Annotated in this window: 13 protein-coding genes; 1 reads left to right on the forward strand and 12 read right to left on the reverse strand. The window is 52.1% G+C overall.

The genetic code is table 11. The features are described 5' to 3' along the window. Positions 1–26: 26 nt before the first annotated feature. Both KNP77_RS01540 and KNP77_RS01545 read right to left on the reverse strand, forming a co-directional pair. On the reverse strand, positions 27–1454 hold the full coding sequence (locus tag KNP77_RS01540; RefSeq protein WP_131440210.1) for a RecQ family ATP-dependent DNA helicase: 1428 nt from the start codon (positions 1452–1454) through the stop codon (positions 27–29). Then, positions 1438–2460, reverse strand: coding sequence for a YpbB family protein (locus tag KNP77_RS01545; protein ID WP_070327450.1), 1023 nt, complete (start codon positions 2458–2460; stop codon positions 1438–1440). Before KNP77_RS01545 ends, KNP77_RS01540 begins: the two co-directional genes overlap by 17 nt. 144 nt (positions 2461–2604) lie before the next feature. Here KNP77_RS01545 and KNP77_RS01550 point away from each other — a divergent pair, with 144 nt between their 5' ends. Further along, positions 2605–2853 (forward strand): ferredoxin, encoded by a 249-nt coding sequence (locus tag KNP77_RS01550; protein ID WP_016510114.1) that lies wholly within the window; start codon positions 2605–2607, stop codon positions 2851–2853. A gap of 38 nt (positions 2854–2891) precedes the next feature. Here KNP77_RS01550 and KNP77_RS01555 read toward each other — a convergent pair whose 3' ends face one another. From KNP77_RS01555 to KNP77_RS01600, 10 genes are all read right to left on the reverse strand, one after another. Beyond that, positions 2892–3701, reverse strand: a complete 810-nt coding sequence (locus tag KNP77_RS01555; protein WP_214887966.1) for a thermonuclease family protein — start codon at positions 3699–3701, stop codon at positions 2892–2894. A gap of 83 nt (positions 3702–3784) precedes the next feature. Next, positions 3785–4744, reverse strand: a complete 960-nt coding sequence (locus KNP77_RS01560) for an ABC transporter permease (RefSeq protein ID WP_071399634.1) — start codon at positions 4742–4744, stop codon at positions 3785–3787. Further along, the gene (locus tag KNP77_RS01565; RefSeq protein ID WP_214887969.1) at positions 4741–5805 is read right to left on the reverse strand and encodes an ABC transporter permease; all 1065 of its coding nucleotides are present in this window, start codon (positions 5803–5805) and stop codon (positions 4741–4743) included. The genes KNP77_RS01560 and KNP77_RS01565 overlap by 4 nt, the downstream gene beginning before the upstream one ends. Next, entirely contained in the window at positions 5802–7328 is a 1527-nt protein-coding gene (locus KNP77_RS01570; protein WP_131456156.1) for an ABC transporter ATP-binding protein, read from the reverse strand. The genes KNP77_RS01565 and KNP77_RS01570 overlap by 4 nt, the downstream gene beginning before the upstream one ends. Before the next feature lie 61 nt (positions 7329–7389). Beyond that, positions 7390–8475 (reverse strand): BMP family lipoprotein, encoded by a 1086-nt coding sequence (locus KNP77_RS01575; protein WP_214888150.1) that lies wholly within the window; start codon positions 8473–8475, stop codon positions 7390–7392. A gap of 131 nt (positions 8476–8606) precedes the next feature. Continuing rightward, positions 8607–9326 carry a GntR family transcriptional regulator gene (locus KNP77_RS01580; protein WP_016510124.1) on the reverse strand — a complete coding sequence of 240 codons (720 nt, stop codon included), beginning with the start codon at positions 9324–9326 and terminating at the stop codon, positions 8607–8609. Between the two features lie 405 nt (positions 9327–9731). Beyond that, the gene (locus KNP77_RS01585; RefSeq protein WP_251138863.1) at positions 9732–11921 is read right to left on the reverse strand and encodes an FtsK/SpoIIIE family DNA translocase; all 2190 of its coding nucleotides are present in this window, start codon (positions 11919–11921) and stop codon (positions 9732–9734) included. 61 nt (positions 11922–11982) lie between these two features. Then, complete coding sequence (locus tag KNP77_RS01590) at positions 11983–13650, reverse strand: ribonuclease J (RefSeq protein WP_214887972.1); 1668 nt, start codon at positions 13648–13650, stop codon at positions 11983–11985. Positions 13651–13746: 96 nt separating this feature from the next. After that, the gene (locus KNP77_RS01595; RefSeq protein WP_071399630.1) at positions 13747–14400 is read right to left on the reverse strand and encodes a M15 family metallopeptidase; all 654 of its coding nucleotides are present in this window, start codon (positions 14398–14400) and stop codon (positions 13747–13749) included. Then, positions 14397–15650, reverse strand: a complete 1254-nt coding sequence (locus tag KNP77_RS01600) for a lipid II:glycine glycyltransferase FemX (RefSeq protein ID WP_131465255.1) — start codon at positions 15648–15650, stop codon at positions 14397–14399. Before KNP77_RS01600 ends, KNP77_RS01595 begins: the two co-directional genes overlap by 4 nt. Position 15651: the final 1 nt, after the last annotated feature.

Consider the following 15651-nt stretch of genomic DNA (forward strand, 5'->3'; position numbering starts at 1 on the left):
ACCTTTTTTATCATTTTACTATGATATCAATCAAAGGAAAAGATGCGCGCCAACCGATGTTTCCAATCTGTCACATTTTTAGACACAACTTGAACCGACGGCGGGAATGAAATCTCACCACAGACGTCACAGCAATCGGCTTGTTTGACCGGTTGCTCTGAAAAGTAATTCAGCAAGTAGTCGCGCCGGCACTTCTTGATGAGCGCGTAGTCGATCATTTGACCGAGCTGGCGGTACCGGGCCCGCTTTCTCTCTTTTACCCAATCGACCGCATCGGCAAGCGTGCGTTCGGCGAGCATTTGGTTTAGCAAGCCCCATACCGGATCTTCCTCGTTCATCTTCAACAGCCGCGGTAATTGCGACAAGCTCGTGCCGTTGTCCCGTTCTAGATAAGCTATGCGGATGTCTTTATCTTTCGGGTACTGTTGATCGATTAAAAACTGTTGGATCCGTTCATCCCCTTCGGCATACAGTAAGACGGCAAACGCCGGTTCGCCGTCCCGGCCGGCCCGGCCGATCTCTTGCATATACGCCTCGAGCGTCGCCGGCAGTTGGAAATGGATGACAGAGCGCACGTTATCTTTGTTGACGCCCATCCCGAACGCACTCGTACATACCATGATCGCGACTTCATCGCGTAAAAACTGCGATTGAACGAGGCGCCGGTCCTCGGTCGACATCCCGCCGTGATAAAACAAGGCGTCATCGAGTTGAAGCGCGAGCGCTTCAGCTTCCCGTCGTGTCGCCGTATAGATGACGGCCGGTGTCGGCACTTCTCGAACGAGTTCGATCAGTCGCGGCATCTTTCGTTCCGTCTCGAGCCGTTCGACGATGAGACGGATCTCAGGTCGATTGGCCGAATGGACGAACTGGGACGGCGAGAATAAAGCTAATTTTTCAATAATGTCCCGTTTCACGTTTTCCGGGGCCGTCGCCGTGACGGCCATGCATTGCGGGCTTCCGAGTTGTTTACGGAGCTCCCCGAGCCGTGCGTATTCCGGCCTGAACTCATGACCCCATTGCGAGATACAGTGCGCTTCATCGATGACGAGCATTTGAATCGGAGTCCTTGCGAGCGCCCGGGTCACGTGCGGCACGGCAAGCTGTTCGGGAGATAGGTATAAGAACCGATAGCGCTTCAAATGATTCAGTATGTCTTGTTTCTCTTCTAAAGTCTCCATCGACGTCAGCCTCGCCACGCCACGCTCGCCGCGCTCCCGGATATGGAGCATTTGGTCTTCGATCAACGACAAGAGCGGCGAGACGATAATCGTCAAGCCTTCGTTCTTTAAATACGACGGGAGTTGGAACGTCAATGATTTCCCGGCACCCGTCGGCATGATCGCCAACACGTCCTGCCCTTCGGCGACCGCTTCGATGACGTCACGCTGTCCGGGACGAAACGTCTCGTGACCGAACACACGCTTCAACGTTTTTTCATACAAATGTCTCACCTCGTTTCAATCTCGCGAACACTAACCGAATTTGGAAGTAACTGAGATTGTCGGTTTTCTCGAAGATCGGCTTTAGCGCCCAGCTGTCTTCTTCCCGTAACCGTTCGACTTCGGCAATCGCGTCGGCTGGCACGAATTGATCGAGCGGGAAGTCGTCCAAATACATCGCCATCTCGACGACGTGGTCTTCGATTGTGCTCGTGCGCAGGCGCCTGATCGATTGTACTTGCGCGAACGTGCGGCCGGCCGAAAACAAATCGAACGATTCGCGCGCCGATAACGTCATCCGCTCATCCGACAACCCGTGGGCAAACCCTAGTATTTTGGCGTCTCGCGGCACAGTCCGTAACAGCGCGTTCCATCCGGCCAAGAAGTAAAGCCGTGCCGTCCGAGCATCGACGTCAAGGAGCGTCGCGATCTGTTCATACGTGTATCCCGTCTCGAACGCTCCGGTGAAGCGATAGACGACTGCCGTCGCATATGGATCACCGACCGTTTCAAGCGCTGTTTCGAGTTCTTGATGAAACGAGGCGATCAGTTCTTTCCACTCTCGTTCCGTTCGCACGATTTGCTTGACCCACCGCTCGGCCATCCGATCGGCTTGGACCGGATAAAACGTGCGCTCGTGTTCGAGTGACATGAACGTCTGGATAAATAAACTGAGACGTTTCCATGTCATCGTCGTATAGTCCCGGTACTCGCCACCGAGCCGGTCAAACAACTGGCTGACCGCGTCCGGACTAGCGAGCATACTTCCGGCTTCGGTTAACGTGAACGTCGCCCGATTGAGCCAGCCTCTTTTCTCAAACGAGACTAACAGCTTCTCATAATCATATTTCGTATAAGGGAACAGTCCGAAAATCGGTTCAAGGTCATAAAAAAAAGCATCTTGGAGCGTCGTCGCCGAACGTTTTCCGTTTAAAACGTGAAACAGGCTGCGTTCGCTGCGCTCCCCTTTTAAGCGTTGAATCGATAGGAGCAACACTCCGTCGGCTAAATGAACCATCCTTCCACCCTCTCTCATTATTACTATCCCTCCAAAACGTTATTCGTTTCCTCATTGAAATATTAGGGTATGTAGACTACAATTACTCATAGTCAGTAGAAAGTCATTTCTATGCAGAGAGACGAAACGTTTGGAGGGTTACAAATGGCAAAATTTACTATCGTTGACAAAGATACATGTATCGCATGTGGTGCTTGTGGAGCAGCTGCTCCCGACATCTTCGACTATGATGACGAAGGTCTCGCCTTCAACTTGATGGACGACAACACAGGCACAGTCGAAGTACCTGACGAACTGTCGGAAGATTTGATGGACGCGTTCGAAGGATGTCCGACCGACTCAATCAAAGTCGCTGACGAATCGTTCGATGGCGACGCACTCAAATACGAATAAGAGAGACATGTGTGTCAAGTTGACACACATGTCTTTTTTTAACGGGCCGCTCTTCTAAACCCTGCCGCCTCGGCCTCTCCTTCCGTACAGAACATTTCCTCCGGGTTCGTGCGTTCATAGCTCGCACCGCCCGGCACGTGATAAATTTTCTCGCCTTCCCGATTAATGTTCCCTTTAATGTCACACGCTTCGCTCGGCTCCGATCGAGGTTTCGCCGGTCGCGCCGCTTCATGGTCGAAACCGTTGCCGGTCACGTAGTCCTCGATGCTCCAAATCCCGAGCAGCTCGCGCCGGGCCGCGCGTTCGACATCGCGGAACGCATCGACGTGCTGGGTGTTCGGGGCGTAAACGTACGCGACACGTGCGAGACCGCGACGCAGCAGCTCTTCATTGAGCATCGCATCATCATACCATACGTAAGCGAGCGTCCGCTGATAGCGGTCGTACCGCCCGACGTCGTACTCGAGGACGATCGTCTCACCTTCCGGTAACCAACGCGCGACGAACGCCTTCGCGTCCTCACCGAACGGTTGGACCGGCAACGTCGGATGACTCGTCTCAGGCGTGTCGACGAGCAGGAGTCGAATCGACTCGGTCGCACCGCTCTCAAACTCGACTTTAAGCGTATCACCATCGATGACGCGGTCTAACGTGACCGTCTCCGTCTTGCCGATCGGCGCTCGGACTTTTGTCCCGACGTCCGCTGCCGGGTAATCCGCCTCGAGTTCGACGAGCGATTCCGGCGGCTCGACTTGCTCGGCGAACCAGTCATCGACCGAGCAACCTGCTAACGAAACGCTCAGCACGAGAACGAGCAGTAGTTGCCACCATTGTTTCAATTGTCTCACCTCTACACCAGTATAACAAAAAAGGTTGTTTGACTTAAGCGTCAAACAACCTTGGCAAAACGAGACATATGTCCTTTCCCTCGTCAGCGCTTCCCTTTAATATACGGGATACCAACTGATTTCGGAGCGTCCGCTCGTCCGACGACACCTGCTAGGGCGAGGATCGTCAACGCGTACGGCGCGATCAAGAGCAATACTTGCGGTACGTTATTGATGACCGGCAAGTTACTGCCGATGATCGACAGCGCTTGGGCGAACCCGAAGAATAAACCAGCGCCTAGGGCACCGAGCGGGTTCCATTTCCCGAAGATCATCGCGGCAATGGCGAGGAAGCCTTGTCCGACGATCGTCGTCCCACTGAAGTTGGTCGTAACCGTGACGGCATAGACCGCACCAGCCAAACCACCGAACGCACCTGAGAGCATGACGCCCATGAAGCGCATCTTCGTGACGTTGATTCCCATCGTGTCCGCCGCCATCGGATGTTCACCGACTGAACGAAGGCGAAGACCGAACGGCGTCTTGAAGATGACGAACCAGACGACGAACGCGAGGATGATCGCGATGAACGACGTGTATTGGACGTTGATAAAGAACATGCGGAGCACCGGGATGTCTGACAGAATCGGCACGTTCTCTTTGGCGATCCGATACTCGATGAAATCGGTCTGGCCTTTGTTGTAAAGAACCCGAACGACGAAGATGGCGAGCCCGACAGCGAGCATGTTGATCGCGACACCGAGAACGGTTTGGTCAGCCCGCCAGAGGATGGCAGGAACGGCCAAGAATAGCGAGAACAGCGCGCCGACGACCATGGCGATCAACAGTGAGAGCCACGGGCTGAGCCCGCCAAATCCCATATCGGTCAATGTGAGCGTGACGATGATTCCCGTCGCCGCACCGATGACCATGATGCCTTCTAGAGCGATGTTGACGACACCCGAACGTTCACTGAAAATGCCGCCGAGCGCCGCGATGATGAGTGGAGTCGCATAGGCTAACGCAACCGGAACGACGATGTAGAGTACTTCTAAGAAGCTCATTTTTTCTCCACTCCTTTCTTACGGTTTCCTTTAAGTTTTTCAATCACATAGTTCAAGGCGTATCCTGACGCCACGAAGATGACGATGGCGGCAATGATGACTTTGACGAGTTCAGACGGGATGTTGGCCCCGAGTTGCATCGCAAGTCCGCCGATGTTGAGACCAGCGAACAAAATTGCTGCCAGGAAGACACCGACCGCCGTGTTCGCACCGAGCAGGGCGACAGCGATCCCGTCGAATCCGACGCCGGTGAACGACGCGCTAAGCGTCATTCCGTTGAACGTCCCGAGACCTTCCATCGCGCCGGCAAGTCCGGCGAACATTCCAGAGATGACGAACGAGAGAATGATGTTCCGGTTAACGCTCATCCCCGCATACTGCGAGGCGTGTTTGTTAAATCCGACGGCACGAAGCTCATATCCGAGCGTCGTCCGTTGTAAGATGTAGTAATAGACGATCGCTGCGAGCACGGCGATGAGAATACCCCAGTGCAGACGCGAGAACGTCGTCAATTCTTGTAGCAACGGTGAGGCGAGCGAGGCCGAGTCTTTAATATCTTCGGTCCGTTCGTTCGTCACACCGATGACGCTACGCAAAATCGCGTTCGTCGTGTAGAGGGCGATATAGTTCATCATGATTGACGTGATAACTTCATGGACGTGGAACTTGGCTTTCAAGAAACCAGGAACGAACGCCCATAGCGCTGCCGCGAACATGGCCGCGAGAAGCGCGAGCGGCAAGTGAATGAACATCGGCAAGTCAAAATTGATCCCGACATAAACCGCCGCCACCCACCCGATCAAGACTTGACCTTCGACCCCGATGTTGAACAGTCCGGTCCGGAACGCGAACGCGACGGCCAAACCTGAGAAAATGAGCGGTGCTGCCGCACGGAGCGTCTCACCGATCGCATACGGGCTGCCGACCATGCCGCTGAAAAGTGATGAGAATCCTTGGACCGGGTTGTACCCACCGATGAGCATGACGATCGCACCGACAAGTAGTCCCATCAAGATCGACAAAAGCGGGATGAGAAGTCGATTAAATTGTAGCTTGTTCATACTGTTTCTTCCCCTCTCTTACCGCCGGCCATCAAGAAGCCAAGTTCTTGCTCGGTCGTTTCTTTCGGATCACGAATTCCGACGATCTTTCCTTCGTATAAGACGGCGATCCGGTCGGAGACATGAAGAATCTCTTCAAGCTCGAACGAGATGAGCAGGACGGCGCGTCCTTTCTCCCGTTCTTTAATGAGTTGCTCGTGAATGAATTCGATGGCACCGACATCAAGTCCTCGCGTCGGTTGCGCCGCGATCAACAAGTCTGGTGACCGGTCAACTTCCCGGGCGATGATCGCTTTTTGTTGGTTACCGCCAGATAGAGCGCGGGCCGGCACGTCAATCGATGGAGTTCGGACGTCAAACTTCTCAATCAACGCTTTCGCTTTCTCAGCGACGGCTTTATAGTTCATCAAGCCACGCTTTGAGAACGGCTCTTTATAGTACGTTTGGAGCACCATATTGTCACGGATCGAGTAGTCGAGGACGAGTCCGTGCTTGTGACGGTCTTGCGGGATGTGCCCGACACCGGACTCTGTCACTTTACGCGGCGTGAATCCGGTCACGTCTTTCCCGTTCAATAAGATTTTACCTGCTTCAGGCTTTTTCAGACCTGAAAGCGCTTCAATTAATTCGGTCTGACCGTTCCCGTCGATCCCGGCGATACCGAGAATCTCTCCAGAACGAATTTGTAAATCCAAGCCTTCGACGACTTTCAGTCCGCGGCTGTCTTTGACGACGAGCTGTTGAACGTCGAGCACGACTTGCTGTGGATCTGCCTTGGAATATTCCGCATCAAAGTTTACCTCACGCCCGACCATCATCTCGGCTAAGCTATCTTCATTCACGGTCTCGTCGACTTCGACGGTACCGATATAGCGTCCGCGACGAATGACCGTACAACGGTCGGCGACTTGCATGATTTCTTTTAATTTATGCGTGATCAAGATGATCGATTTGCCTTCTTCAATGAGACGCTTCATGATTTGAATGAGTTCTTGGATTTCTTGCGGCGTCAAAACAGCGGTCGGCTCATCAAAAATCAAGATTTCAGCCCCGCGGTAAAGCGTTTTTAAAATTTCGACACGTTGTTGCATCCCGACCGAAATATCCTCGATTTTGGCATCAGGATCGATGCGAAGACCGTATTGTTCCGAAATGTCCATTACTTTTTTACGAGCCGTCGCCCGGTCGACCGTCAATCCACTTCTCGGTTCAGACCCGAGAATGATGTTCTCGGTCACCGTGAACTTCTCGACGAGCATGAAGTGTTGGTGTACCATGCCGATTCCAAGTTCGTTGGCGATGTTCGGATTTTCAATATTCACTTTCTCCCCGCGCACTCGAATCTCTCCACCTTCTGGTTGGTAGAGACCGAACAAGACGTTCATAAGCGTTGATTTCCCGGCACCGTTCTCACCGAGCAGCGCATGAATCTCGCCTTTGCGAAGTTGGAGGGTGATGTTGTCGTTGGCTACGAACGTTCCGAACTCTTTGCGAATATTGAGCATTTCAATTACATATTCCAAGAAAGTCCACCCCTAACTTTAAGTAAAGGGAGACCGCATGGGTCCCCCCTAACTCAATGAATTATTTTACTGTTTTCATGAACTCTTCGAACTCAGCGTCAGTCGCTGGCGCCGTAAGTTCTCCGTCGATCAACTGCTGACGGTACTCTTCTACTTTGTCAAGAATCTCAGCAGATACGTGCTTGTCAGATGTTTCAGCGATACCGACGCCGTCATCTTTCAAACCGAATTCGATGATCTCGCCACCTGGGAAGTTTCCATCCATCGTCTGTTTCGATACTTCGTAAGTCGCCGTATCAACACGTTTGACCATTGAAGTAAGGGTTACATCTTCAGGAAGTCCTTCTTCGTACTGGTCACGGTCAACACCGATGACCCATACGTCTTCGCCGTTCTTTTTACGGTTTTTCGCTTCTGTGAAGACACCGACACCCGTTCCGCCTGCTGCGTGATAGATGATGTCAGAGCCTGCTCCATACATACCTGAAGAGATCGCCGTTCCTTTTTCAGCCGAGTTAAAGTCTTCAGCGTACTTGACGTCAATTGTCGCGTCTGGGTTGACGGCCATGACGCCCGCTTTATATCCGTTCTCGAACTTTTTGATCAAGTCTGACTCGACGCCGCCGATGAAGCCGACTTTGTCCGTTGTCGTTGTGAGACCTGCGACGACACCGACGAGGAACGAACCTTCTTGTTCTTTAAACGTGATCGACGCGACGTTCGGTGCGTCAACGACCATGTCGACGAGCGCGAAGTTGTTGTCTGGGAACTGCTCGGCAACTTTCTGGATATCTTCACCCATCAAGAAACCAATACCGTAGATCAAGTTGAAGTTATCGCGCGCCAATTGCTGCAAGTTTGGCTGATAGTCCGCTTGTTTCGAAGATTGAAGATATTTGTAGCCTTCGTTTTCAGTCAAGTTGTTGTCTTCCCCGAACTTTTTAAGACCTTCCCAAGCTGATTGGTTGAACGATTTGTCGTCAACGCCGCCAGTATCGGTTACCATCGCGACTTTGAAGTCGCTGCCTTCTCCGCCTTCGCCGTTTGAAGAAGTACCCTCGTTGTCATCCCCACCGCATGCTGCGAGTACTGTTGAGAGCGTGAGACCTGCTGCTAAAGCTGAAAGAATCGTTTTTTTCTTGTTCATCATCGTCGTGTTTCCCCTTTCGGATCATAACAATTAAGGTTGTCATGTCATCAGTCGTCTTTACACCGGTATAAGAAAGCGCTTTCACGCCATTACCCAAAAATAACCGTTTCCGCCTTACAAGAACTTGCTTAGACGCGTTTACGAACGACGTGGAAGTCGAAGCGGTCCGCTCGGAAAAAGTTTGCCGAATCGAGCAACGGTAAATCGCTCTCATCGTAATGCAGTTGTTTTAAAGCGAGTAACGGTTGGTCCGTTTGAAGTTGGGTCGAGATCTCTGAACTCACACTCGGTTCGATGTGCGTGATCGCATATGCGACCCGACGTCCTACCTCTTTTTCAAGCGCATCAAATAACGACTTTCCTTCTGTCAACGCTTCAGGATTAGAGACGAGATGGGCTGGAATTTTATCCACACAGTAAACGACCGGTGTTTCATCTGCATAACGAATCCGGACAATCCGATAAATCGGTGAGTTCGGTTCAATTTTCAGACGCTCGGCTTCTCTCTCTGTCGCTAACACTTTTTCGGCCACCAATACTTTTGTTCCTGGTGTCATCTTGGCGCGCATGATCATGTCCGTGACACTGAACAGTTCCTCGATCCCAGAAGTGAATGGGGGTTTTGAACTGATGAATGTCCCGACACCATGTTTCCGCACGACAAATTTCTCGTCTTCGAGAATGCGAAGCGCTTCTCGGAGCGTCGCTCGACTGACTCCTAGTTGCTTCGACAACTCGAATTCTGAAGGAAGTTTCTCTCCTTCACGATAGACACCATCGTCGATATCCTGCTTGATTTTCTCAATCACGCGAAGATAGAGCAAGCGATGATCGAGCTTGATCGACATGGGCCTCACCACCTTTACCTATTTCTTACCAGTGCTCAGACATCTGACGTATGAATGTCCTTGCCAATTCTAAGTATAGGGATTCCACAAAAAGAACGCAATACTTTTTTGTTCGGAATAAAGGAAATGTTTTAAAGCCAAGGGATTATGTATACCACTTAGTCTATATTACCTGTTCTACGAGTGTTTGAAAAGAAATCGTAAAATGAAAACGGTATTAAAAAATGAAAGCGTTTCAACGTTTTAAGTAGTATGTCTCAATAGGTCATATAGTCCAGATGTGCTATATAACTTCTACTGTACATGTTTATCCGACGCGAGGTAACTGAATTGACGATACTTTTAAAAATAGACAAAAAACGAACTATTTAGAACGCCTTTGTCCTTATAGTTCGTTTTTTTGTATTATGCATCTTGTTGGTTAACGAGTACTTTCCGTGGCTTCGATCCTTCCGAAGGACCGACGTACCCTGCTTGTTCGAGCGAATCAATCAAGCGGGCCGCCCGGTTATAACCGATTCGGAATCTTCGTTGAATCATCGAAGTCGACGCCGTTTCTTGCGTCAAGATGAATTGGACGACTTCTTCGAACAACGAGTCGTCCGAGTCGATCGTCGTCACTTCTTCTTCTTTTGGCATCATCGCCTCGACGTACTGGGCCCGCTGCTGGGCGATGACATGGTTGACGACCGTCTCGACTTCCTGATCGGAGACGAACGCCCCTTGGACGCGTAACGGCTTGTTCATTCCGTTCGCGAGCATGAGCATATCGCCTCGACCAAGCAGCTTCTCAGCTCCCCCACCGTCAAGGATCGTTCTTGAATCGGTCGCTGACGAGACCGCGAACGCGATCCGTGACGGGATGTTCGCTTTAATGACACCCGTGATGACGTCGACGGATGGACGTTGCGTGGCGAGCACCATATGGATACCGGCCGCTCGCGCCATCTGGGCGAGCCGCATAATCGCGTCCTCGACATCGTTTGAGGCGACCATCATCAAGTCGGCCAACTCATCCACGATGACGACGATGAACGGGAGCCGTTTAGCGTCTTCATCCTCTGACTTGTCGACGAGGTCGTTGTAGCCCTCGATGTTACGGACACCGTAGCGGCTAAACAGCTCGTAGCGGCGCTCCATCTCGGCAACGACTTGCTTGAGCGCTTGAGCCGCTTTTTTCGGATCTGTCACGACCGGCGTCAATAAATGTGGGACGCCGTTGTAGACGTTCAACTCGACCATCTTCGGGTCGATCATCATGAGGCGGACTTGATCTGGCCGCGTCCGCATCAAAATAGACACGATCATCCCATTGATACAGACCGACTTCCCGGAGCCGGTCGACCCTGCGACGAGTAGATGAGGCATCTTGTTCAACGCGATCGTGACCGTCTCACCGCTAATACTGCGACCGAGCGCGACGAGGAGCGGTGCCTCATCGCGTTTGACAGGCTCCGCTTCTAACACTTCACGCAGACAGACCGGCGCGACTTCTTGGTTCGGGACTTCGATGCCGATGGCCGCCTTCCCTGGGATCGGTGCTTCGATGCGAATGTCTTTGGCAGCAAGCGCGAGTGCGAGATCATCACTCAATGAAGTGATCCGGCTCACTTTGACGCCGATGTCCGGTTGCAGCTCGTACTTCGTGACAGTCGGACCGAGATGGATTTTGAGCACTTTCACCCCGACGCCGAACGACTTGAGCGTTTGGACGAGTTTCGTTGCGTTCGCCTTCAATCGTGCGTTCTCTCCTGACAAGTCGGTCACGACCGGTTCACTTAAAATCGTAAACTTTGGCAATTCGTATGTCGCAGACACGTCCTGAGCCGCTGTCATCATCATGTCCTCGGTCGGGATATCTGATACGACCTCGCTCTTCACGGTCTCGTCAGACACTTTCTGACGCTTCTCGGCGTCGATGGTCTCACTAAACCCGACAATCGGAATATCATGCATGACGACGGCGTCCGCCTCGGCCTCCACTTCTTGAGGCTTGGGTGTTGATTCGGCCGCGCGTGCGTCGACACGCTTCTTCTCAGTCGGTTTCGGTTTGGCGGGTGTACGTTCTCGGTCGCGCCATTCTTGTTTAATCGCAACGAAACTTTCGAGCAACCGGTTCCCGATCGTCCGCCAAATCGCCGGAGACAGAAGCGAGATACCGACGACGAGACTGATGATGCCAAGGAAGATAATCCCGAAGTCCGATAGCAAGTATTGGTTCAATCCGTAGAGCGCCCCGTTCACCACTCCCCGTTCCGTTCCCCACACCATGTCCCCGAACAATAGGAAGGACACGAACAGCAGGAAGATGCCGGCTCGTTGGATCGGACGGAAATCGTTCAAGAATACGAGCAAGATGAATGCGACGATCAAATATGTGAGTGCACCCCAGCCCCCAAACAGCGTCGTCGCAAACGTCGCTGTCTGAGTCCCGACCCAGCCGAACTCGAACAGCGAAAAGATGAACGCGATCATCGACAAGATAAAGCCGGCCCAACCATATGTACGAAGTGGGATTGACTGTTTCCGCTTACGATTCCTCGTCGTCGGTCGCGGCTTACGCTTCACCGGGGTCTTTCTCGTTTTTTGTGCCAACTTCTATTCCTCCTAAAAAAAGAGGCAAAAGTCAGATGACTTTTGCCTCGATCTCAATTCTTTAAATTTCCATGATGATCGGCAAGATCATCGGACGACGTTTCGTCTGTTCAAACAAGAAGACGCTGAGCCGCTCGCGGATATTTGATTTCAATTCGGTCCAATCACTTCCAGCTTCGAGACTCTTCTCAATCTGTTTCGTGACAATCCGGTTCGCTTCTGAGATCATCACTTCTGATTCGCGCATATAGACAAATCCACGCGAGATGAGTTCAGGGCCTGAAATCAACTTCTTCTGTTTACGGTTCAACGTGACGACACAGAGGACGACACCGTCTTGCGACAAGAGGCGACGGTCACGGAGAACGATATTCCCGACGTCCCCGACACCGATTCCATCGATCAAGACGTTGCCGGCCGGAACTTTACGGCTCATCCGGGCTTTACGGCCCGTGAACTCGACGACGTCACCTTTCTCGACGATAAAGATGTTGCTCGAATTGATCCCGACCTGTTGGGCGAGTTTCGAGTGGGCCATCTGCATCCGGTACTCCCCGTGAATCGGAAGGAAGTATTTCGGCTTGACGAGGTTGAGCATGAGCTTGAGCTCTTCAGCCGAACCGTGACCGGATACGTGCACTTTACGCTGGTTATAGATGACGTTCGCACCAGAACGGAATAAGAGATCGATCGTTTTCGAGACCGATTTTTCGTTACCCGGAATTGGCGTCGCCGCGATCACCACGGTATCATTCAAGCGAATATTCACTTGTTTGTGGGCGTTACGCGCCATGCGCGTCAAAGCCGCCATCGGCTCACCTTGTGAACCGGTCGTCAAGATGACGACTTTCTCGTCCGGCAAACGGTTCACTTGCGAGAGCTCGACGAGCGTCTTCGGCTTGAAACGAAGGTAGTTCAGACGTTGTGCGACTTCGACGATGTTGACCATGCTGCGTCCGACGACTGCGACTTTACGGTCGTTCGCCTCGGCTGCAGCAAATACTTGTTGCAAACGATGGACGTTCGAAGCGAACGACGCGACGATCACACGCCCCTCGGCTTGATAGATCACATCGTTTAATTCAGCACCGACTAACGATTCAGACCCTGTTTGGCCTGGTCGTTCCGCGTTTGTTGAATCTGACAATAAACAGAGCACACCGCGCTGACCGATGGCTGCTAACTTGTTAAAGTCAGACTGCTTCCCATCGACCGGCGTGTAGTCGAATTTAAAGTCGCCGGTATGAACGATCGCGCCTTGTGACGTTTGAATGCAGACACCGACACAGTCAGGGATTGAATGGTTGACGCGGAAGAAAGTGATGAAATGATCAGCGATAGTCAATTTCGTTTTAGCGTCAATCAATCTAAGGTCGACTTCTTTCAGTAAGCCCGCCTCTTTTAACTTGAGCTCGATTAAACCGAGCGTCAATTTCGTCCCGTAGACCGGGACATGCTTCAAGTCACGGAGTACGTAGCTGAGCCCACCGATATGGTCTTCGTGACCATGGGTGATGAAAATAGCGCGTACCCGATCTTTGTTTTCTTTTAAATACGTAATGTCCGGGATGACGATATCAATCCCGAGCATCTCATCGCCTGGAAACATAAGGCCGGCATCGATGACGAAGATGTCATCGTCTAGTTCCACGACGTACATGTTCTTCCCGATTTCGCCTACGCCACCAAGCGCAAAGACGCTAACGTTCTCTGTCTTCTTCTTTGACACTAACAAAAACCTCCTAGATGATTCATATTCTGTTTCGTCCACTTATCGCTACTGAATATTGTATCGGAAAAAACGCTTATATGCCACCATTTCCGTTCAATCGACTAGAGGTTTCATCACATCCGCGAGCGGCATCGTCGCTTTAGTGTCCGGCCGCTTGCCAGCTGCGAGCTGTCGAACCGATAAGCCGAAGTCCATCTGCAAGTGAGGATAGTCCGGAAAACTTCTCCAATCCCCACCCCATTCGAAGCCGAGTGCTTTTCCGAGTTCACCGAGTTCTTGCCAGTCGGGTTCCCCCGACTTATTGTGATCTGCGTTCAAATCGTAGTCGGCCCGGTTATCGTGGATGATGACAAAATCGACCGCGAGTCCATAGTTATGATAACTTTGTCCCGCCTTGGCGTTCGTCACGACTTGCCCTGGTTTCGAGCGTCCTTGCGCGTAGAGCGCATTCTGTTCATCGGCCGAACGATAGCCTGACGTCAAGCGGACTTCAAGTCCGAGACATGAATACGCCAGTCTTACGAACGATTCGCCACGATCTCGCACATGAGGATGCAAGTTGGCAAACGCCTTGTCGCTACGGTCGACAATCGTTTGTTCCGAGCGCGGGCTCCGTTCGCACATCCCGGCTTCAAACGTCGGTTCATCGACCCAAGGCATTGGCCCGGGCCGTGAAAACGTATACGCCAAGAAGATCCCAATCAAAAACGCCGTCATCGCAAACGTCAAGACGCCTGACCATTTCATCTTCTTAACCGTTTACGGAGTCCTTTGACGAGCGGTAATCCTGTCTCGAGGGCAAAGTAGAGCGGCCGGTTCAAGACGAGGTCGAACTCGCCGACTTTCTCGATTTGATCGCTGCCCCAGCCCGATTTAAACGCATACAGGCCCGCATATTCATCGTCCGGCTCCGTGCTGCCCGATACACCACCGAAATCATAGCGCTCGGCACCGCTTGCCTTGGCAAATTGCATCATCGTCCATTGCATCAGGTGGTTCGGCATAAACTCCCGAAACTCGTTCGAGGAAGCACCGTATAAGTAATACGAGCGGCGGCCGGCGAGCGTCAACAAGCCGCCTGATAACACGAGACCGTCCGGATAGCTGGCATGAAGCTGTTCGAGTTCCGGCAAGGCCGCTTCAGCTTTCACGAGTTGATCGCGCGTCTGTTTCTGACGATTAGACAAACTGATCCGTTTTTTCTCGACTGTTTCTTTTTCCAAAGACCGTTCGATCTTGTCAAGATCCCGTTTTGCCTTCTCGAGCATCGCCACTTGCTGATCGAGCGCGAGTTTCGGTTCAAGTTTCGTCAAAAACAAACGAGCGTCATTCGGCTGCAGGCAATCGTATAAGTTCTCGAAGTAATCGAGCCCGCGAATGGCGAAGCCGTCACGCTCACCCGTGACTTTCATCAGTTCGGCGAACGTTTTTAAGCCATCCCGACCGACTTCGGTACAGACAATCCCTTTACGCTCGGCAAGACGGACGTTATAGCGAAACTTGTGATGGAACTTGGCGAAAATATCTTTCTCGCTCGGACGGAGGTCCGTCTCCATCGTGAAACGGGGTTGGGCATAGTCAAAGCCGCCGCCGTACCCTTTATGTGTAAAACCGAGGCTAGACATTTCCGTAAGTAAGCCCGGTACTTCGTCCCGGTCGATGTTCGGATCGATTTTGATGACGATCGCCTTTTTCAGTTTGGCGACGCGTTTCGCTTCCTCGGTCAAGGCACGCAATGATGCCACGTCATCGTAATCGACGACGAAACCGCGCGGTGCGTAACAAAGCGTGAACGGTAGCTTTGGCACTTGTTTGAATAAAAGAAGCGCCACTCCTGTCGTCTCACTATTTGTAGCGACGGCAATCCGCTCAGCGGACCAACCGTTTTGTTTTTTGACGTCTGCCCAACTCGAAAGTTGGAGCAAGTCGCCGCGGTCGTGTGCTTTGACGAAATCGTCATGCTCTGTCTCTGTCAAGGTAATCGGTTGTACTGCCATA

Source organism: Exiguobacterium sp. s142 (assembly GCF_018618455.1).
Lineage (GTDB): Bacteria > Bacillota > Bacilli > Exiguobacteriales > Exiguobacteriaceae > Exiguobacterium > Exiguobacterium aurantiacum_A.